Raw genomic sequence first — 18,299 nt, 5'->3', positions numbered from 1 at the left:
AATGCATTCCGTTCCGGAGTACACATCATGAGCGAACCCTTCGTCGGAGAAATCCGTCTATTCGGCTTCGGCCGCACCCCCACCGGCTGGTACCCCTGCGACGGCCGCCTGCAGTCGATCTCGGAGAACGAGGTCCTGTTCGCCCTGATCGGCACGACCTACGGTGGCGACGGACAGAGCAACTTCGCCATGCCCGACCTGCGCGGCCGGGTACCCGTCCACACCGGCACCGGCCCTGGCCTGAGCAACTACGTCATCGGCCAGGCCAGCGGCACCGAGAACGTCACCCTGCTGCCCACCCAGATGCCCGCACACACCCACACTATGTTCGCGACCACTTCGTTGGCCACCTCGAACAAGCCGGCGGTGAACGTGCAGCCCGGCGCGCTGTCGGGCGACACCATGTATCTGACCGATATCAGCGGGCTGCCGCCGATCCCGGAAGCCGTCAGCGCGGTGACGCCGGCCGGCAACACCCAGCCGCACGCCAATCAGATGCCGACCTTGACGGTGCAGTACTGCATCGCCTGGGCCGGCATCTTCCCGCAGCAGAACTGATCTCGCCGATCGCATTCCAGAGGACATCACCATGACCGAACCTTTCATCGGCCAGATCCAGATCTTCGGTTTCAACTTCGCGCCGCGCGGTTGGGCGTTCTGCAACGGCGCGACCTTGGCGATCCAGCAGAACACCGCGCTGTTCGCGCTGCTGGGCACCCAGTACGGCGGCAACGGCACCACCACCTTCCAACTGCCGAACTTCGTCAACCGCACCGGCTGCAACCAAGGCCAGGGGCCGGGGCTCACCCCTCACCAGATCGGCGATAACTTCGGCTCCAACAGCGTCACCGTGACCACCCAGGAGATGCCCGCGCATAGCCATGCGATGCAGATCTACAACCAGAACGACGTGAGCAAGCGACAGTCGGCGCCGGCCAACGGCGTCGCGCTCGGCAGTCCGGCGGCCTCGGCGTTCACTTCCGCCCCCACCGCCAATTCGCCGTTCCCGCCGAACATGATCGGCCCCACCGGCGGCGGCCAGCCGCACGAGAACCGGCAACCGTACCTGGCGATGAACTTCTGCATCGCCCTGCAGGGTATCTTCCCTTCGTTCCCCTGATCGCTTGAACCTTGGAATCGCTTGAAGCTCATGCAAATCGCTTGAACGCCATGCACTCCGCCGCGCCGCTGTCGTTCCCGCAGGAACGCGGCGGCATAGGGACCCTCCCCGCGTCGCTGTCCGGACGCGGGATCGGTCTGCGCGCGGCAAACGGCGACGACATCGACTGGCTGCGCTCGCTGTACCGCGAATTGAGGGCGCCGGAGTTCGCCGAACTGGGCTGGCCGCAGTCGGCCCTGCACGCCTTTCTCGACCAACAGTTCATGCTCCAGCACGTGCACTACCTGCGCCATTACGGCGAAGCCGAGTTCCTGATCGTCGAACAGGCCGGCCGCTCGATCGGGCGTTTTTATCTGCTGCGCGAAGCGCGCGAGCATTTGCTGGTCGACATCAGCCTGGCGCCTGCGAGCTGCGGGCAAGGCTTCGGCGGCGCGCTGATCGCGATGGCGCAACAGCAGGCCGGCGCACTCGGGCGCGGCATGCGCCTGCACGTAGAGTCCGCCAATACCGCAGCGCAGCGCTTGTACGGCCGCCTCGGCTTCCGCGTCGTCGAAGCTCTGCCGACCCACATCATGATGCGTTGGACGCCGGCCCTTAGCTGAAACGGTCGACCGCAGCGTGCGATAAGGACCCGTCGCTCCTCCGACGATAACGGTTGCGGTCGGCCGGGCCACGCGATCGAACGGGTGTCTTGGCCTGGATGGCTATTGCGCGACCGCGCTCGCGCCTCGTCTCAGTTGAAGATCGCCTGATACAGAAAGCCTTCGCGCTCGCGCGCGACCGGCACCAGGAAGATGCCGACTTCGCCGATCGAGTCGTGGCGCATCACATAGATCTGCTGCGGAAACAGGAACGAGGAACCGTTGCGGAACAGCAGCGAGAACGGCGCGCGCTCGCCTTGTTGCGGCCGGGTGCTCAGCGCCCGTGCCTCGACCAGCACGAACGGCACTTCGCTGTCGTTGAGCTGCGCCGAGTAGGTCTCGTTCACATGCGCGGCGAAGTGTTCCAAGGTCAATATGTCCATCGCAGGCCTCCCCAAGCCGAGGCCGCATCGTCGTCGTCTCTGGCGTCCGATGCAAGCCCTGTCGACGGTTTTGCGACCGACTCGCGCCTGCATGCGAGCCGCAATCGGTCCTCCGCGGCGTCCGGTTCGCGACCGGGCGTCGGGATACGCATGCAGTGCGGAGGGCTGGGCGAGAGGCGTGGCTGGGAGCACGGCCAAGCGCCACGACGAATAGCCGGCGGCGGATAACGACCGCCGCCGGCTCCGGCCGCGCCGCCGCGATCCCAGTTCGCGGCGGACGACGGCCGGAGCCGCCGACAGCGCGGGCGATCCCTGCCCGTCCCTGCTTTCATCACTGACGGAGATGAAAGATTCCAAACCTTCGGGCCGTGCCGGCCGCGGCACCCGCCCGGCTCGAAGCCGGCGGGCGCCGCGGACCGGTCGACACCGGGGGAAGACGCCGCTCCTGCCGTCGCCGCCACGACGCGGCGATCGGCGGACCCGCCGCGCTATTTGCGCGGACGTAGGCCATGAAGCTGCGTGCTCGGCTCTCGCGCCTGGCGCGGAGAACCGCCCCCTCCCCCCTCCGTGGGGGTACCGGCTTCGCCGCCGCGAGGGCGATCGCGGCAGCGGCAATACGAGCGGCCCGTTACAAGGCCGCGGCGGCGGTCGGCGGCAGCGCCCGGCCGCGGATCGAGGTCACCGCCACCACCGCATCGACGCTGGCATCGCCGGCATGGACGCGATAGGTGTAGGTGTCGACGCCTTCGAACCCCGGATCGGGCCTATAGGTCGCCCGCCCGTCCTGCAAGGTCACCACACCGTGCCGCGGCGCTTCGACGATGCTGTAGCGCAACGACGCCTCGCTGCCGATCGAGCCGCGCAAGGCAACGGTCGAGGTCGCGCCGTCGACGCTGTTGGTGACCAGATCGGCCGCCGCCAGCGGTTCGTAACGCTTGAAGCCGCGCACGCTGCCTTCGACCAGTCGGGCCGGATGGCCGCCATCGGAATCACCGCGGTCGGTCTGCGAGAACATCGAGGTCGACGGACGCTGCTCGGTATGTTTGAAAGTGAAAGCCTGATTTTGCGCTTCGCCGGCGAAACCGCGCTGCGCGCTCGAACTCGGGGCGCCGAACGCACCGGCACTGCACGCGAGCAGCGTCAGGCACAGCACGACGGGCCCCTGGATACTCTTGGACAACATGCCTACTCCTTGGTCTGGATGGAAACGGATCTATCGTCTGTTCCGGACGCGCTTGCCTGCGCTGGTTCGCCGTTCGATCGCGACGGCGCGGGGATGGTGCTTCCTGCCTCGCCCTGTCCGGACCCGCTCGCGACCTCCTGTCGCCACCGGGAAAGCATGATCGCAGGGAGGCGTCGCAGAGGCCGAGACGGCAAGCGACGCGGGTCGAAATTCCTTCCGGAGAGTTGGGCTGCTTTCGGCGAAAGCCGGGATTCGCGGAGACGTGCGACTACCCAAAGTCGCCATGCAAGGCAGCGCGTCGAATAAGACATGGCGGCGTCGCACGCGTTGCGATTCGCGCTCGCTCATGGTGACGTCCGCGCGTGCGGCAACGCAGCCGCGGCTCGCGCCGCTCCTGCCGCGGGGTGCGGCCCTTCAGGCCGCCGGATCCAAAAAAACGAAGGCCCGCGCATGCGGGCCTTCGGGGGCGATTGGTCTGCGGCGCCCGGCGCCGGCGGCCGGGCTCGCGACTATGGCTTAACTCAGTACTTTCCCATGAAATCGCGCTTGCCGATGTTGACGCCGAGACCGCGCAGAATCGCGTAGGCGGTGGTGACGTGGAAGAAGAACTGCGGCAGGCCGTAACGGACCAGGTAATCGTGCCCGCCGAAGCGGCGCTCCTTCGGGGTGCCGGGGCGCAACACCACTTCACGGTCCTCGGCGCCTTCGAACAGGGTCGGCTCGAGGCCGTCGACGAAGGCGATGGTCTTGGCGATCAGCGCCTGCAGTTCGGCGAAGCTGCGTTCCTTGTCGTCGTACACCGGCACTTCGACGTCGGCCAGGCGCGCGCTCACGCCCTTGGCGAAGTCGCAGGCGATCTGGACCTGGCGCAGCAAGGGGAACATGTCCGGAAACAGGCGCGCCTGCAGGTAGGCGTCGTGGTCGATCTTGTGTTCGGTCGCGTGGGCTTCGGTACGGGCCAGGATCTCGGTCAGGCTGCCGAGCATCTGCTTGAGCACCGGGACGGACGCGGAATACATCGAAATGGGCATGGTCTGGGATTCGTGCAGGGGAAAGCCGCCATGGTACGACGACGGCATGTCCGCCGCCCTGCCGCACCGAGGCGGCAGGCGCGGCTCAGGCCGGCGCGGGCTCAGGCCGACGATCTGGCGCTGCGACGCGGTTTGGCTTGTCGCAGGGCCGCCGCCCAACGCTGCGCGCCCGCGCCCTGGTCGCCCCAGGTGTCGTCGGGGTTGGCCAGCCGGCAACGGTCGATCGACAGACAACCGCAGCCGATGCATTGGTCGAGGGTGTCGCGCATCAGGGTCAGGTTGGCGATGCGTTGTTCGAGTTCGTCCTTCCAGGCCGCCGACAGCCGCGACCAGTCGCTGCGGGTGGGCACGCGCGAATCGGGCAGGGTGTCCAGCGCCTCGCGGATCGTCGCCAGCGGCATGCCGACCCGTTGGGCGACACGGATGATGGCGATGCGGCGCAAGGTGTCGCGGCTGTAGCGGCGTTGGTTGCCGGCGGTGCGCAGGCTGTGGATCAGCCCCTTCGACTCGTAGAAATGCAAGGCCGACACCGCCACGCCCGAGCGTTCCGCGACCTGGCCCACGGTCAGCTCCATCGTCATGCTCATCGGCTATTGACCTCAACTTATATTGAGGTTCTATGCTGCACCCGGTCTCATTTCGACGTCAAGCCATGGCCCTCCCCCACGCTTACGCAGCTACGCCTAACGCCCTCGCCGGCCTGGGTCAGGTCAAGGCGGTGGTATTCGACCGTTATGGCGCGCCCGAGGTCCTGCACGCCATCGACTTGCCGATGCCGCAGGCCGGCCCCGGCGAAGTGCGGGTCCGCGTGCGCGCCGCCGGCGTGCGCCCCAGCGACATCGCCCTGCGCCGCGGCCTCGCCGCGAACGATGCCGGCCAGGCGTTTCCGCGCCGCCTCGGCAACGAGTTCGCCGGCATCGTCGATCAGGTCGGCGCCGGCGTGCGCGATCTGGAGGTCGGCGACGAAGTGCTCGGCTGGGCGGTAGCGATGAGTTATGCCGAGGTGCTGACCGTGCCGGCCGAGCAGGTCGTGCACAAACCCGAGACGATGTCCTGGGCGGTCGCCGGCGCCCTGCCCTCGACCGGCCAGAGCGCGCTCGGCGCGCTGCGCGTGCTCGGCGTCGAGCCCGGCCACACCGTGCTGATCCACGGCGCCGCCAGCGGCATCGGCAGCGTCGCGGTGCAACTCGCCCGCGCCTGGGGCGCGCAGGTGATCGGCAGCGCCGCCGCCAACGATCACGATTACCTGCGCTCGCTCGGCGCGCAGCCGGTGCTCGACGACCGCCAGGGCCTGGACCAGGCGCGCGCGCTGGCGCCGCACGGCGTCGACGCGATCTTCGACGCGCTCGGCAGCGAAGTTCACGAAGGCTGGCTCGGGCTCGGCGCGGGGCCGTCGCGCATCGCCACCCTGTGCGATTCCGACCAGGCCCGGCGCCTCGGCCTGCGCACCTTGCGCAGCCAGCGCAGCCGCGCGCACCTGCACGAGCTGATGGCCATGCACGTGCGCCATGGCCTGCTGGTGCACGTGCGCGAGATGTTTCCGCTGACCCGCGCCGCCGAGGCGCATCGCGCGGTCGAACGCGGCCACGGCCGCGGCAAGGTGGTACTGATGGTGTACGAGGCCATGGCCATGAAGTACAGCGCATGACCGATGCCAGCGCTCTCGATCGCCCGCTCGCCGCCGCGAGCCCCGGCCCGGCGCCGCCCGCGGCGATCCCGGAAAGCCTGTACGCCCCGCGCTACCGTGGCTTGACTATCGGCGCGGTCGCGCTGGTGGCCCTGGTCGCGTTCGAAGCGCTGGCGGTGACCACGGCGATGCCGACCGTCGCCCGTGCGCTCGACGGTCTGGCGCTGTACGCACTCGCCTTCGGCGGCACCCTCGCCGCGAGCGTGGTCGGCATGGTCGCGGCCGGCCGCTGGGCCGACGCGCGCGGGCCGGTCGCGCCCCTGCGCCAAGGCATCGTCTGGTTCGCCCTCGGGTTGGTCGCGGCCGGCCTGGCGCCGTCGATGCCGTGGCTGATCGCCGGCCGCGTGATCCAGGGCTTCGGCGGCGGCTTGATCTCGGTCGCCTTGTACGTGGTGGTCGGCCGGGTCTATCCCGCGCAGTTGCGAGTCCGGATCTTCGCCGCGTTCGCCGCGGCCTGGGTGGTCCCGGCGGTGGTCGGCCCGGCGATCAGCGGCGCGATCGTCGAACACGCCGGCTGGCGCTGGGTGTTTTTGTCGGTGCCGATCGTCGCGATGCTGGCGGCGTGGCTGGTGTTGCCGTCGCTGCGTCATCTCGGCCCGACCGCGGGCGCCGCCGATGCCGGCCACGATCAGCGCACCCGGCTGCTATGGGCCTTGCTGACGACGGCCAGCCTTCTGGCCTTGCATTACGGCGGCCAGCAACGCGGCTGGCCGGCCGCGGCGGTGCTGGTCCCCGCGCTCGCAGCGCTGGCCTGGGCGGCCTCGCGCCTGCTGCCGCGCGGCGCCCTGCGCGCGGCGCGCGGTCTGCCGACCGTGGTCTCGCTGCGCGGCATCGCCGCCGGCGCGTTCTTCCTGACCGAGGCCTACATCCCGCTGTTGCTGTCGCAGGAACGCGGCCTGTCGCCGACCTGGGCCGGGCTGGTGTTGACCCTGGGCGCGGTCGGCTGGTCGAGCGGCTCCTGGTATCGCGGACGTACCGCGGTCGCAGCCTCGCCGCAGCGCTTCCTGCAGGCCGGCATGGCGATGGTCGCGCTCGGCGTGGTCGCGATCGCCGCCTTGGTATGGCCGCAGGCACCGGTCGCGCTGGGCGTGGCCGGTTGGATCGTCGCCGGCCTCGGCATGGGCATGATCTACCCGACCCTGTCGGTGTTGATGTTGGAACTGTCGCCGCCCGAGCAGCAGGGCGTGAACTCCTCGGCGCTGCACCTCGGCGATGCGATCTTCACCGCCACCGCGCTGGCGATCGGCGGCTCGCTGTTCGCGGCGCTGATGACGCGTTCGCACTCCCTGGCTTATCTGTGCGGGTTCGGCATCGCGCTCGGTTTGGCTTTGCTGGGTTTGATGTTGGCGGCGCGGGTGAGGGTGATCGAGGCGGCGCTTTGATTGCGCTTTGGTCGCGCATTCGCTCTGGCAATGCAGCTCATTGACCTCCTGTAGGAGCGGCGTGAGCCGCGACAGGGATGCGTGGAATTTGCAACGCCTTCGTTATCGACCGAAGCGGTGATCTTTCGCAGGGTAGGAGTGGCGCAAGCCGCGACCGCGGGACGCGCAGAGATGGGAAGGCCGCCGTCATTTCCCGAAGCGACGTGCTTTTGCCGGGGTAGGAGCGGCGCAAGCCGCGACATCGTTGCGGCGGGCTGCGGCGCTTTTCTCATTCAGATCGAGATCAAGATCAAACCCAAAGCTTCCGCCACTAAAGCGGCGGGTTACTTTCTTTTGTCTAAAGCAACAAAAGAAAGGTAACCAAAGAAAAGTGCTTTTCTTTGAATCACAGGCCCGCACGAGCGGTGCCTCCGCGGTGATTTTTCATACGGGACCTCCCTGTCCCGATGAAAAACGGCGCGCATCCCTGCGCGCCGCCCTCCGGGTCTTCTTTAGCCTTCGCTAGTGCGAGGCGGCGCACAGCGAAAGCTGCAATGCGGAACAGGATCGCGGCGCTCGCCATCTACTGTAGGAGCGGCGTGAGCCGCGACCTCGGGACGCGCAGAGGCAACCATGCCGATGCCATTCCATCGAAGCGGCGCGCTTTCGCCGGGGTAGGAGCGGCGCAAGCCGCGACCGCGTCGTTACGGTCTTGCGGCGTATGGATCAAGAAGGATCTGAATCAGGGTCAGATCAAGATCAAAATCAAGCCCAAAGCTTCCGCCACTAAAGCGGCGGGTTACTTTCTTTTGTCTAAAGCAACAAAAGAAAGGTAACCAAAGAAAAGTGCTTTTCTTTGAATCACAGGCCCGCACGAGCGGTGCCCCCGCGGTGATTTTTCATACGGGACCTCCCTGTCCCGATGAAAAACGGCGCGCATCCCTGCGCGCCGCCCTCCGGGTCTTCTTTAGCCGTCGCGAGTGCAATACCGCGCACAGCAGCCAAAGCCAAAGCCAAAGCCAAAGCCAACAATAGATCCGGTGGGCGACGACGACGCCCCTGTAGGAGCGGCGTGAGCCGCGACCGGGCGGCTTCGACCTTGCGCCGGGGCTAGCGCGACAGTTCGGTCGCCGCGGTCGACGTCGTGTTCATCGATACAGGTTTGGCCTGGGCCAGGCGCTGGTACAGGGCCACTACCTGTTCCATCAGGCCTTCAGTGCTCCAGGCACGCGCGTCGAGCGGGCCGGCCGCCGATAATTCGGCGCGCAGTTGCGGCGAGCGCAGCACCTCGGCGACGTGGCCGGCGAAGGCCTCGACGGTTTCCTCGCTGACCACCGCGCTGCGTGCGCCGCGCAATACCGTTGCCGTGCCCATCACCGCGGTCGAGACGATGGGCACGCCGAGCGCCATCGCTTCGATCAGCACCAGCCCCTGGGTTTCGGTCGGCGAGGCGAACACGAAGGCGTCGCCGGCGCGGTAGGCATCGAGCAGGCTGGTGCGGCGGTCGAGGTTGCCGAAAAAGCGCACGTTGCGTTCCAGACCGTATTCTTTCGACAAACGCCTGAGCCGCTCCGCATCCGGGCCTTCGCCGGCGATGATGAACATCAGCTCGGGAAAATCGGGGATCAGACGGCGCGCCACCTGCAGCAGGAAGGCGATGTTCTTCTCCACCGCGAGCCGGCTGACGGTGACGATCGTCGGCCGCTGCGCGTCGATCCCGTGCTCGGCGCGGAAACGCGCGCCGTCGCCGTGGGCGAATTCGGCCAGGTCGATACCGGTCGGCAACACCGTCGACGGCGTGGTCACGCCGTAGCGGTCCAGCACCTCGACCATCTGCGCAGTCGGCACGATCAAGTGATCGACGCCGTGGCAGAGCATCCGCGACACCCGCCGGGCGACGAAGCGCAGCAGCGGCGCCGGCGCCCATGGCAGGTAGTGGCCGATGTATTCCTCGAAGTAGGTGTGGTAGGTCTCGACCGTCGGCCGGCCGCTGAGCTGCGCCAATTGCACGCCGAGCCGGTGGGCGCGGAACGGGGTGTGGATGTGGATCACGTCCCAATGCCGCTGCGCCAGTTGCGGCAGGATCCGGCGCAGTTCGGGCGCGCGGATCAGCCGGTCTTCGGGATCGAAGAAGATCACCCGCGCCGGCAGCCGGAGGATTTCGAATTCGTCGCTGTCGTGCAGCTCCTGGCCGCTGCCCGGACCGTAGTCGGGCACGACCAAGGTCACCGCGTGCCCGCTGCGCGCCAGCGACTGGGCGAAAGTGCGGATCGAGGTCGACACCCCGTTGACCCGCGGGAAGTACACGTCCGACAGCATCAGGATGTTCATCCCGCCCAGCCTAGGCCCCGCCGATGACGGATTTGTGGCGGCTGCGCCAGTCAGGCCGGCGCGTGCCGCTCGAACAGCAAGGGCGAAGCCAGTCCGCACTGCGGGTGCATGCGGTTGAGGGTGTGGATGGCGCCGGCCACGCCGGTCATCAGCCCCGGGGTGAAGGCGTCGCGGGCGCGGCTGCCGACGGCGCCGCGATGTTCCTCGATCGCCGAGACGATCTGGGCGCTGTGCTCGACCGGGTCGCCCTGGGCGCTGCCTTCCGGGTCCAGGCGTGCGGCACGGGTCAACAGCTCCCAGAGCGCCAGATCGCCGTGGCAGAGCGTATGCCCCAGCCCCCAGCCGTCGCGACCGGCGGCGGCGGCGGCGCGGCGCAAGGTGCGCAGATGATGCTCGGCGCCGGTGCGGGCGTAAAGATCGCTGGCGGCCAGGCCGATGCCGACGCTGCCATGGCACCAGGCGTGCAGGAACTGGCGCTCCTCGGGGACCCGCGCGTCGAGCCAACTGCCGGCCGCGTCGTCGTAGAGGCTGTCCTCGAAGGCGAAAGCGCGTTCGGCCAAGGCCAGCCAGCGCGCGCGGTCGTCGGCGTCGCCGGCTTCGCTGAGCCCGATCCGGGTCAACGCCCAGCCGATGCCGCTGGCGCCATGGGCGAAACCGCCGACCGGCGCGGCGAAGATCGTCGACGGCCAGCGTGCGCCGCGGTCATCGACGATCGCCTGCGCTTCCATATAGCGCGCCGCCTGCGCCGCCAACGCCGGCCAGCGCGGGTCGGCGTCGACCTCGGCAAGCTGCAGCAAGGGCACGATGGCGCCGCTGGCGCCTTCCAGCAGGTCGAGGTACTGGTCGCCGTCGAAACCGGCCTGGGCCATCGCCTCGGCGCGCTCGACCGCCCATTCCAGCATCTGCGGCCGCCGCAGCAGATCGTGCAGCGCGACCCAGGTCCAGATCTGCGCGCCGAACCCGATCATGCCGCCGACCGTGCTCGGCCGGTCCTGCGCTTCGATCGCGCGCATCACTGCGATGGCGCCGTCGAGCGCGGCCTCGGTGCCCTCGACCGGATCGGCGCGGCCCTGCCCGACCTCGTGCAGGTAGCCGGCCAGCGCCAGCGCCACTCCGCCCAGGCCGGTGTAGAGATCGGCCTGCAGCGGGCGCGTCACCCACCCGGTGTCGCCGAGCACCGGACTGATCCAGGTCACCGTGCCGTCGCGGCCGCGTACCGCCAGTTGCAGCAGTTGTTCGACCGCACGCGCCGCCGCCGCGCGACGGCGCGCGTCGAGGCGTTCGGCATGCGGATGGCGCGCGAAGACGTCGCTGCGCACGCGTTCGTTCCGGCCCAGGCGTTGGTTGAGGTCGACCGTGACCAGCGCGCTGCGGATGGTCAGCTCTTCCAGCTCGACCCGCATGCCGCGCCAGTGCAGCAACGCCTCCTCGATGCGCGCGGCGTCGAGCGAAGCGACGAAGATCGGCACGTCGCCGCGGCGCATGTCGTCGATCTCGCCGTCGATCTCGGCCGGCGCCGACGGCGCGATCGGCAGCACCGCGGCGTTGCGCGCCAGGATGTCGCGGGCGCGCTCGATCGCCTTGGACTCGTCGTGCAACGAGGCCGGATGCCAGAGCATGCGCATGATCTCGACGTAGGCTTGGGTCGGGCGGCGGATGTCGCGCACCCGGCAGCCGAGAAAGCCCTGCAGCAGCGGCGCCAGCGCGTCCTGTGCATCGAGCGCGCGCAGGCGTTCGGTCGCGGCCAGGAAGCCGTCGGTGATGCGGTCCCAATAGCGCGACACGTCGGGATGCGGGCTGGGATGGTTCTGCGATTGGCCGAAATCGGCGCTGACTACCTGCAGCCGCGCCTGCATCGTGCCCTCGTCGGCGATGGTCGGCACGCGGATCTGCGGCTGCTCGCCGGGCAAGGCGCCGGCCGCGGAAATGTCGACGCCGCCGAAGCCCAGCGCCGGTGCGCGGAACGGCACGATGCCGGTACGCAGCACCGAGGTGCGGATCAACTCGGAGGCCAGATCGAAGGCCTGCCCGCGTCCGGACGGCGGCGGCTCGATTTCGACCGCGAACAGGCTCTCGACGTCGATGACGACCGGCACCGGCCCGGCCGCGATCAGGTTTTCCTGGTGGATGTCGGTGCCGCCGAGCAATTGCATCACCGCCAGCCAGTGGCCGAGACGCCGATAGAAGCCGGCGAGTTCGTCGTCGCCCTCGCAGTAGCGGTGCTCGACGAAACCGGCCCACCCGTAGGCTCCGCGGTCGAGCGCGTGCGGCACGCGGATGCGCTGGGGATCGTCGGCGAAGACCCGGGCGAGGAAGGCGTCCAGCGCCAGGTCGATGTTCAGCGAGCGCGGCTTGTACATCACCCGCCCGCCTTCGGTGGTCAAGCGGGCGACGGTCTGGCCGCCGTCGTGCAGATCGCCCTCGCCGGGCTGCACAGCGAGCAGGCGCCCGGCCGGGCGGCCGAGCAATGCCGACAAGGCCTCGCGATCGGCGGCGAAACGCGTCGCCAACGACTCCAGCGCGAGCCGTTGCAATTCCAGCGAGCGGCGCAGGCGCTCGTGCAGCGCCGGATAGCGGCGGCGCAGGTGCGGGTCGAACTCCGGCTGAGTGGCCAGTGCGATGAACCGGGCGAACTGGCCGGCATCGTCCTCGGCCTCCAGTTGCCCGCCGAGCTTGGCCGCATGCAATTCCAACAACAGGGTGCGGCTGATCTTGAGCCGGGCGTTGTCGTTGAGGCCTTGCTCGCCGACCGCGCGCAGCAGGGCGATCTCGTCGCGGTGCAAGCCTGGCGCCAGGGCGTCCAGGTTTGCGGCGAAGGCGCGCCGCGCGTCCAGGGTGAAGGCTTCGATGATCGGTAAAAACGATTCGCCGCTACGGTTTTCGCTCATCGGTTCGACGCGTCCTGCCTGGATCGATGGGGAGCAAGCACGACCCGGCGCGCCATGCGCGCGACGACAGGGCCGTCGCCCGGCGCTCGACACGGCTATCGCGCGCAGCCTCGCGGCCGCGGAAGGCCCGACTGGGGTCGTGGGGGTGACGGCGACGGCGAACCTGATAGTGCCGCCGCCTGCGGAACTCGCTCCCGGCCTTCGCCGGGAGCGAGCCGTTCAGCTCAGCTGCGGCTTAGCAGCACTGGCCGCCGCCGGAAGCGCTGCAGCTGCTGCAACGCGTCCACAGCGGCAGGCTGCTGTCGGTCAACGCGGCTTCGGTCGCGGACGTGCCTTCGATGTACAGCGGACCGGCGGGATTTTCCATGCCGCCTTCCGCACCGCTCAGCCAGCCCGAAACGATGTCGTCGATCTGTTGCATAAACCTCTCCTTGTTCACAACATAAGTGAAATCGGTCACAGTCCATCCCGGACATCCGTTCATCGAAGTCCGCGCTAGCCCGGTCCCGATCGTTGACGTCGAACGTAAGCGAAGCCCTTTGCTCCGGAGCGATCGTGCCGCCATCGAACTCCGTCGCCTCAACTCCGCGCGGACACGCTGCGCGCTCGGACCGGTCGGTGTCAACTGTCAGTTACGACGCTGCAATGCACCATCGATTGCGCGAACGCAACCGCGGTAACGTCGTCTCGGCCGCGGTGGAGCCCGCCTCGCCCGCCTCGTCGCGGCGGCAGCCCGGGCTTCGTGCCGCATCGATGCCGCACGACACCGGCCACGCATGCCCAGTCCTATAACTTCGTCACGAAATACACGGCGCCCGCCGACAGGAATGCCTTGAACACCGAACTCGATACGCCCGCTCCCCGCCGACGCCGCTGGCTGCGCTGCGCCCGCGCCGTAGTCGCGCTGGCCTGGCTGGCGATGGGCGTCTACCACGTCTACAAGCCCTTACCGCCCGGCATCGCCCAGCCGTGGCCGCTGCGCTCGGCCGACCAGGTCGAATTGCTGACCGATGTCACCTGGGTCGACGCCAACGGGCAAAGCCACAGCGAACAGCAGGTGTTCGACGAAACCCTGCGCTTGATCGGCCAGGCCCGACGCGGCGTGGTCGCCGACCTGTTCCTGTTCAACGACTTCGGCGGCGATGCCGCCAGCCCGCGCCACCGCCGCCTCAGCAGCGAACTCAGCGCGGCGCTGATCGCACGCAAGCGCGCCGTGCCGCAGTTGCAGGCGGTGCTGATCACCGACCCGATCAACACCGTCTACGGCGGCCTGGAATCGCCGCAATTGCAGGCGCTGCGCGCGGCCGGCGTGGAAGTGGTGATCACCGACCTTCGCCGCCTGCGCACGCCCAACCCGGCCTGGTCGGGCCTGTGGCAGTTGTGCTGCGCCTGGGCCGGCAACGACGCCCAGAGCGGCTGGCTGGCCAATCCGTTCGGGCCCGGCAAGGTCACCCTGCGCAGTTGGCTGGCCCTGTTCAATCTCAACGCCAATCATCGCAAGACTCTCGTCGTCGACGATGGCGACGATTGGACCGCGTTGATTTCCTCGGCCAACCCGCACGACGCCAGTAGCCGTCACGGCAACATCGCCCTGCGTTTCCGCGGCGCCGCCGCGCTCGACGTGCTGATGAGCGAGCGCGCGGTAGTGGCGATGTCGCAGGGCCGCTGGCCGCCCGGCCTGCCGGTGGCGGCGCCGCGGCCGAGCATCGTCGACACCACCTCGGCGCCGCGCGTGCAACTGCTGACCGAGGCCCGGATCCGCGACGCCTTGCTCGCCGCGATCGACGGCGCGCGCGGCGGCGACCGCCTGGATATCGCGGTGTTCTATTTCTCCCATCGCGGCCTGGTCAACGCGGTCGCCGCCGCGCACAAGCGCGGTGTCGGCGTACGGGTGCTGCTCGACCCCAACGAAGACGCGTTCGGGCGCAAGAAGGACGGCGTGCCCAACCGCCAGGTCGCCAGCGAACTGCACGCCGCCGGCGTGCCCTTGCGCTGGTGCGACACCCATGGCGAGCAATGCCACGCCAAGCTGCTGTTGAAGACCGCTCGCGACGGCCGCATCGAACTGATCGCCGGCTCGGCCAACTACACCCGGCGCAATCTCGACGACTACAACCTGGAGACCAGCGCGCGGGTGGTGGCCGAGTCCGACGCGCCGGTCGCGCGCCGCGCCGCCGCCTATTTCGAACAGAGCTGGGGCAACGGCGACGGCCGCGGCATCAGCGTCGATTACCCGCGCTACGCCGACGAATCCGGCTGGCGCAAGCTGTGGTATCGCTTCGGCGAAGCCAGCGGGCTGTCGAGCTACTGACGGCGGCAACGAACGAGGGCGCGGGAACGCCTCGCCCTGGTGCGGTCGCGGCCGTCGGCAACCGCGCCGTGCAACGAATTCAAGCGTCGCGGCCGCCCTGCCCGGCCAGGAATTCCTCCAGGCCGGGACAGCCGAGGCGATGCCAGGCCGGATAGTCCATGCGATAGAACGCGGTGGCGCTGCCGCTCGTCGCCGCCAGCGCCGCGGCGCCGCCTTCGCGACGGTAGAGCTCGCGGATGCGTTGGACCTCTTCGAGCAGACGTTGCTGGAGCGACAGCGCCGGCACGCGACGCAGCGGCACCGCAGGCCTCGGCAAAGTCTGCAGTGCGGCGCGGCTATGGCGCGTATCGGCGAAGGTCTGCGCATCGCACGGCCATTCGCCGCCGCTGCGACCGTCGCCGTCGAGCATGGCCAGGGCCAGCCCGCGACGCAGCGGCGCGGCCCCGTGCTGCAGCGCAATGTGCCCCATCGGACGATGGCGCGCGCGGGCCCGCGGTGGCCCACTGCGGCCACGCCGGACTCGCTGCCGGCCTGGGAGCCGTTCGCATGTCCGCTTTGCACCGTCCCTCCATGAGCCCAGGTTCGCGTCGCGCGGCCGTACGCATCGCCGGCTGCGCCCTCGCCCTCGGCGCGCTGTGCGCGGCGGCGCCGGCGCTGGCCTTGACCGAAGTCACCGGCTTCGGCAGCAACCCGGGCAATCTGCGCATGTACAAGTACGTGCCGCCCGGATTGCCGGCCGATGCGCCCCTGGTCGTGGCCCTGCACGGCTGCGCCCAGAGCGCGGCCAGCTACGACGCCGAAACCGGCTGGGAGTCGCTCGCCCAGCGCTGGCATTTCGCCCTGCTGCTGCCGCAGCAGCAAAGCGCAAACAACGCCAACGCCTGCTTCAACTGGTTCGAGAGCGGCGACAGCACGCGCGGCCAGGGCGAGGCCTTGTCGATCCGGCAGATGATCGAGCGCATGCGCAGCGATCACGCCGGCGCCGTCGACCGCGTCTATATCACCGGCCTGTCCTCGGGCGGCGCCATGACCGCGGTGATGCTGGCGACCTACCCCGAAGTGTTCGCCGGCGGCGCTATCGTCGCCGGCATTCCCTACCGCTGCGCGTTGGGCTCCAGCGCGGCGTTTTCGTGCATGTCGCCCGGCACCGACCTGACGCCGGCGCAATGGGGCGACAAGGTGCGCGCAGCGAGCAGCCACGCCGGCCCCTGGCCGATCGTCTCGATCTGGCACGGCGACGCCGACTACGTCGTGCGTCCGGCCAATCAAGCCGAAAGTCTGCAGCAATGGACCAACGTACATGGCATCGACGCGGTCGCCGACGTCGAAGACAGCGTCGCCGGCTATCCGCACAAGGTGTATCGCGATGCCTCCGGACAGGCGCGCGTGGAAACTTACTCGATCGCCGGCATGGGCCACGGCACGCCGGTCGACCCCGGCAGCGGCGAAAGCCAGTGCGGCACGGCCGGCGCCTACGTGCTCGATGTCAACCTGTGTTCGAGCTACTACATCGGCCGCTTCTGGGGGCTGGACGATCTGGACCCGAATCCGCCGCAGGTCGCGCTGACCTCGCCGGCGGACGGCGCCTCGGTCAGCGGCGTGATCGCCCTCGGCGCGGACGCCAGCGACGATGTCGGCGTGGAGCGCGTGGATTTCCTCATCGACGGCGCGCTGCTCGCCAGCGATGGCGAAGCGCCCTATGCGGCGAGCTGGGACAGCAGCACCGCCAGCAACGGTATCCACCATCTGCAAGCGCGCGCCGAGGACGTGACTGGCAATACCGCCGTCTCGCCCGCAGTCCAGGTCGAGGTCAGCGGCGGTACCAGCGGACCGCCCCTGGTGATGGAATTCGACAACGAAGACGCCAATGACGGCTACGTCAAGGCCAACGCCGACGCCAGCGCCGCCGCGGTCGGCACGCTCGAAGCGAGCTATGGCCTGGCGATCGGCCGCGGCAGCGACGGCAAATACAACCGCAGCCTACTCTCGTTCGATACCTCGGCCCTGCCCGATGGCGCGACCGTGGTTGCGGCCTCGCTCAGCGTCGCCTACCGCAGCGCCTACGGCGATCCCTGGAGCCAGCCGGCCGCCAATCGCCTGCTGGTCGATGCGCGCAGCAGCTGCTTCGGCGCCTGCACCATCCAAACCGGCGACTATTCGTCCGCCGCCGATGCAACGGCGGTGGCGGAACTCGCGCGCTTCAGCGGCGGCCGCCAGACCAGCACCGCGTTCAGCGCGGCCGGCCTGACTGCGCTCAACCGCAGCGGCCGCACCCAGTTGCGCCTGCGTTTCGAGCAGGCGCCGGGCGCTACCCACTACCTGTGGATCGACCACGGCGCGAGCGCGAAATTGCGGGTCGAATACCGGCCCTGAGTCCCAATTCAGCACCGGCGCCGCAGCGCCCCGCACCGCCGTCTCGCGAGCCAAGACGGGTTTGCCGTATCGTTTGCGCATGGACGACCTTCGCTACCTGCGCGGCTACAACGAGCGCGTACTCGACCAGGTGCGCGCGCTGATCGACAGCGGGCGCCTGGGCGAAATGCTGCGCAACCGCTACGGCAGCCGCCACCAGGTGCGCGACGACAAGGCCCTGTTCGAGTACGTGGTCGAGATCAAGGACCGCTACATGCGCAAGAGCGACCCGCTCAACAAGGTGATCTACGACAACAAGCTGCACGTGGTGCGGCATGCGCTGGGCACCCATACCGCGATCTCGCGGGTCCAGGGCGGCCGGCTCAAGGCCGCGCGCGAGATCCGCATCGCCACCCTGTTCCGCGATGCGCCGGCCGAATTCCTCGAGATGATCGCGGTGCACGAGCTGGCCCACTTGAAACACCGCGACCACGACAAGCCGTTCTACCAGCTGTGTGCGCACATGGACCCGGACTATCACCAGCACGAGTTCGACCTGCGCCTGTACCTGACCCAGCTCGAACTCGAAGCCGCGACCAAGCGCGCCAGCGGCGCCGCACCGGGATCCGACGACAGCGATGCTCAGGCCGCGAGCGGCGCGCGGCCGTAATTGCTCGCATAGGCGTTCTCGACGCCCGGCAGGATCTCGACGATCGCGAAATAGCGATCCCAGAACGGCGTTTCGCGCAGCGCCTCGACCACGAGTTCGTAGGCGTGGTGGCTGCGCGCCTGCCATTGCCACAGATCGGTGACTCGGGCGCTATAGAACTCGATGTCGTAGAAGCGCAGGCCGACCTCGTCGCGGTGCTTGCGCAGAATCGGGGCGACCCATTCTTCGAGCAGGCGAAACCGGGTATCGATGTCGAACCCGAGCCATTCCGGCTGGGTCTTGACCAGCATGAATACGGTCAGGGGAAAAGTTTCTTGTCGTTCGCTCATGAGGTTCTCATT

At 68.8% G+C, this 18,299-nt stretch carries 17 protein-coding genes and 1 pseudogene; 9 read left to right on the top strand and 9 right to left on the bottom strand.

Features of this window, described 5'->3' with window-relative positions:
- Positions 1–27 precede the first annotated feature (27 nt).
- The 3 genes from AC6CH2_RS01060 to AC6CH2_RS01050 are packed head-to-tail and all read left to right on the top strand — an operon-like array spanning position 28 to position 1,722.
- Entirely contained in the window at positions 28–558 is a 531-nt protein-coding gene (locus AC6CH2_RS01060; RefSeq protein WP_435394107.1) for a phage tail protein, read from the top strand.
- A 31-nt stretch (positions 559–589) separates the two neighbouring features.
- Positions 590–1,120, top strand: coding sequence for a phage tail protein (locus tag AC6CH2_RS01055; protein WP_498267563.1), 531 nt, complete (start codon positions 590–592; stop codon positions 1,118–1,120).
- Between the two features lie 50 nt (positions 1,121–1,170).
- Positions 1,171–1,722, top strand: coding sequence for a GNAT family N-acetyltransferase (locus AC6CH2_RS01050; RefSeq protein WP_498268179.1), 552 nt, complete (start codon positions 1,171–1,173; stop codon positions 1,720–1,722).
- 131 nt (positions 1,723–1,853) lie between these two features.
- On the opposite strand, the gene AC6CH2_RS01045 is transcribed toward AC6CH2_RS01050, so the two are convergent.
- From AC6CH2_RS01045 to soxR, 4 genes are all read right to left on the bottom strand, one after another.
- Positions 1,854–2,144, bottom strand: coding sequence for a DUF6916 family protein (locus AC6CH2_RS01045; RefSeq protein WP_435394105.1), 291 nt, complete (start codon positions 2,142–2,144; stop codon positions 1,854–1,856).
- Positions 2,145–2,772: 628 nt separating this feature from the next.
- Positions 2,773–3,327: an Ig-like domain-containing protein gene (locus tag AC6CH2_RS01040; protein ID WP_498267562.1), complete on the bottom strand. Its 555-nt coding sequence runs from the start codon at positions 3,325–3,327 to the stop codon at positions 2,773–2,775.
- A 521-nt stretch (positions 3,328–3,848) separates the two neighbouring features.
- The gene (locus AC6CH2_RS01035) at positions 3,849–4,358 is read right to left on the bottom strand and encodes a DUF1993 domain-containing protein (protein ID WP_498267561.1); all 510 of its coding nucleotides are present in this window, start codon (positions 4,356–4,358) and stop codon (positions 3,849–3,851) included.
- Positions 4,359–4,459: 101 nt separating this feature from the next.
- Positions 4,460–4,939, bottom strand: coding sequence for a redox-sensitive transcriptional activator SoxR (gene soxR / locus AC6CH2_RS01030; RefSeq protein ID WP_498268178.1), 480 nt, complete (start codon positions 4,937–4,939; stop codon positions 4,460–4,462).
- Between the two features lie 71 nt (positions 4,940–5,010).
- Between soxR and AC6CH2_RS01025 the strand changes: the two genes are divergently transcribed.
- The 3 genes from AC6CH2_RS01025 (at position 5,011) to AC6CH2_RS01015 (ending at position 8,242) form a co-directional block, all read left to right on the top strand.
- The gene (locus tag AC6CH2_RS01025) at positions 5,011–6,006 is read left to right on the top strand and encodes an NADP-dependent oxidoreductase (RefSeq protein WP_498267560.1); all 996 of its coding nucleotides are present in this window, start codon (positions 5,011–5,013) and stop codon (positions 6,004–6,006) included.
- Positions 6,003–7,427 carry an MFS transporter gene (locus AC6CH2_RS01020; protein ID WP_498267559.1) on the top strand — a complete coding sequence of 475 codons (1,425 nt, stop codon included), beginning with the start codon at positions 6,003–6,005 and terminating at the stop codon, positions 7,425–7,427. The genes AC6CH2_RS01025 and AC6CH2_RS01020 overlap by 4 nt, the downstream gene beginning before the upstream one ends.
- Before the next feature lie 578 nt (positions 7,428–8,005).
- Positions 8,006–8,242: a hypothetical protein gene (locus AC6CH2_RS01015; protein WP_498267558.1), complete on the top strand. Its 237-nt coding sequence runs from the start codon at positions 8,006–8,008 to the stop codon at positions 8,240–8,242.
- A 274-nt stretch (positions 8,243–8,516) separates the two neighbouring features.
- Here the strand turns inward: AC6CH2_RS01015 and AC6CH2_RS01010 are convergent, their stop codons facing one another.
- The 3 genes from AC6CH2_RS01010 to AC6CH2_RS01000 all read right to left on the bottom strand — a co-directional run bounded on the left by AC6CH2_RS01010 (position 8,517) and on the right by AC6CH2_RS01000 (position 13,046).
- The gene (locus AC6CH2_RS01010) at positions 8,517–9,737 is read right to left on the bottom strand and encodes a glycosyltransferase (protein ID WP_498267557.1); all 1,221 of its coding nucleotides are present in this window, start codon (positions 9,735–9,737) and stop codon (positions 8,517–8,519) included.
- A 50-nt stretch (positions 9,738–9,787) separates the two neighbouring features.
- Positions 9,788–12,625 carry a type 2 lanthipeptide synthetase LanM family protein gene (locus AC6CH2_RS01005; protein WP_498267556.1) on the bottom strand — a complete coding sequence of 946 codons (2,838 nt, stop codon included), beginning with the start codon at positions 12,623–12,625 and terminating at the stop codon, positions 9,788–9,790.
- Positions 12,626–12,860: 235 nt separating this feature from the next.
- Positions 12,861–13,046 (bottom strand): DUF6229 family protein, encoded by a 186-nt coding sequence (locus tag AC6CH2_RS01000; protein WP_441330620.1) that lies wholly within the window; start codon positions 13,044–13,046, stop codon positions 12,861–12,863.
- A gap of 411 nt (positions 13,047–13,457) precedes the next feature.
- Between AC6CH2_RS01000 and AC6CH2_RS00995 the strand changes: the two genes are divergently transcribed.
- Positions 13,458–14,936, top strand: a complete 1,479-nt coding sequence (locus AC6CH2_RS00995) for a phospholipase D-like domain-containing protein (RefSeq protein ID WP_498267555.1) — start codon at positions 13,458–13,460, stop codon at positions 14,934–14,936.
- A 79-nt stretch (positions 14,937–15,015) separates the two neighbouring features.
- On the opposite strand, the gene AC6CH2_RS00990 is transcribed toward AC6CH2_RS00995, so the two are convergent.
- Positions 15,016–15,405 (bottom strand): hypothetical protein, encoded by a 390-nt coding sequence (locus tag AC6CH2_RS00990; RefSeq protein ID WP_498267554.1) that lies wholly within the window; start codon positions 15,403–15,405, stop codon positions 15,016–15,018.
- 77 nt (positions 15,406–15,482) lie between these two features.
- Between AC6CH2_RS00990 and AC6CH2_RS00985 the strand changes: the two genes are divergently transcribed.
- Together AC6CH2_RS00985 and AC6CH2_RS00980 are read left to right on the top strand one after the other, a co-directional pair.
- Positions 15,483–17,309 carry an extracellular catalytic domain type 1 short-chain-length polyhydroxyalkanoate depolymerase gene (locus tag AC6CH2_RS00985; RefSeq protein ID WP_498267553.1) on the top strand — a complete coding sequence of 609 codons (1,827 nt, stop codon included), beginning with the start codon at positions 15,483–15,485 and terminating at the stop codon, positions 17,307–17,309.
- Positions 17,310–17,388: 79 nt separating this feature from the next.
- Positions 17,389–17,880 (top strand): annotated as a pseudogene (locus AC6CH2_RS00980) (YgjP-like metallopeptidase domain-containing protein); the annotation flags it as partial.
- 50 nt (positions 17,881–17,930) lie between these two features.
- On the opposite strand, the gene AC6CH2_RS00975 reads toward AC6CH2_RS00980, so the two are convergent.
- Positions 17,931–18,287, bottom strand: coding sequence for a darcynin family protein (locus tag AC6CH2_RS00975; RefSeq protein WP_498267552.1), 357 nt, complete (start codon positions 18,285–18,287; stop codon positions 17,931–17,933).
- Positions 18,288–18,299 lie beyond the last annotated feature (12 nt).

This window comes from Lysobacter sp. GQ73, from assembly GCF_059758755.1.
This window is presented reverse-complemented; position numbering and strand designations above follow the sequence as displayed.

Excerpts from the sequence above, each read along its gene's own strand:
- AC6CH2_RS01060 (WP_435394107.1), top strand. The coding sequence starts at position 28 with ATGAGCGAACCCTTCGTCGGAGAAATCCGTCTATTCGGCTTCGGCCGC.
- AC6CH2_RS01055 (WP_498267563.1), top strand. The coding sequence starts at position 590 with ATGACCGAACCTTTCATCGGCCAGATCCAGATCTTCGGTTTCAACTTC.
- AC6CH2_RS01050 (WP_498268179.1), top strand. The coding sequence starts at position 1,171 with ATGCACTCCGCCGCGCCGCTGTCGTTCCCGCAGGAACGCGGCGGCATA.
- AC6CH2_RS01045 (WP_435394105.1), bottom strand. The coding sequence starts at position 2,144 with ATGGACATATTGACCTTGGAACACTTCGCCGCGCATGTGAACGAGACC.
- AC6CH2_RS01040 (WP_498267562.1), bottom strand. The coding sequence starts at position 3,327 with ATGTTGTCCAAGAGTATCCAGGGGCCCGTCGTGCTGTGCCTGACGCTG.
- AC6CH2_RS01035 (WP_498267561.1), bottom strand. The coding sequence starts at position 4,358 with ATGCCCATTTCGATGTATTCCGCGTCCGTCCCGGTGCTCAAGCAGATG.
- soxR (WP_498268178.1), bottom strand. The coding sequence starts at position 4,939 with ATGACGATGGAGCTGACCGTGGGCCAGGTCGCGGAACGCTCGGGCGTG.
- AC6CH2_RS01025 (WP_498267560.1), top strand. The coding sequence starts at position 5,011 with ATGGCCCTCCCCCACGCTTACGCAGCTACGCCTAACGCCCTCGCCGGC.
- AC6CH2_RS01020 (WP_498267559.1), top strand. The coding sequence starts at position 6,003 with ATGACCGATGCCAGCGCTCTCGATCGCCCGCTCGCCGCCGCGAGCCCC.
- AC6CH2_RS01010 (WP_498267557.1), bottom strand. The coding sequence starts at position 9,737 with ATGAACATCCTGATGCTGTCGGACGTGTACTTCCCGCGGGTCAACGGG.
- AC6CH2_RS01005 (WP_498267556.1), bottom strand. The coding sequence starts at position 12,625 with ATGAGCGAAAACCGTAGCGGCGAATCGTTTTTACCGATCATCGAAGCC.
- AC6CH2_RS01000 (WP_441330620.1), bottom strand. The coding sequence starts at position 13,046 with ATGCAACAGATCGACGACATCGTTTCGGGCTGGCTGAGCGGTGCGGAA.
- AC6CH2_RS00990 (WP_498267554.1), bottom strand. The coding sequence starts at position 15,405 with ATGGGGCACATTGCGCTGCAGCACGGGGCCGCGCCGCTGCGTCGCGGG.
- AC6CH2_RS00985 (WP_498267553.1), top strand. The coding sequence starts at position 15,483 with ATGTCCGCTTTGCACCGTCCCTCCATGAGCCCAGGTTCGCGTCGCGCG.
- AC6CH2_RS00975 (WP_498267552.1), bottom strand. The coding sequence starts at position 18,287 with ATGAGCGAACGACAAGAAACTTTTCCCCTGACCGTATTCATGCTGGTC.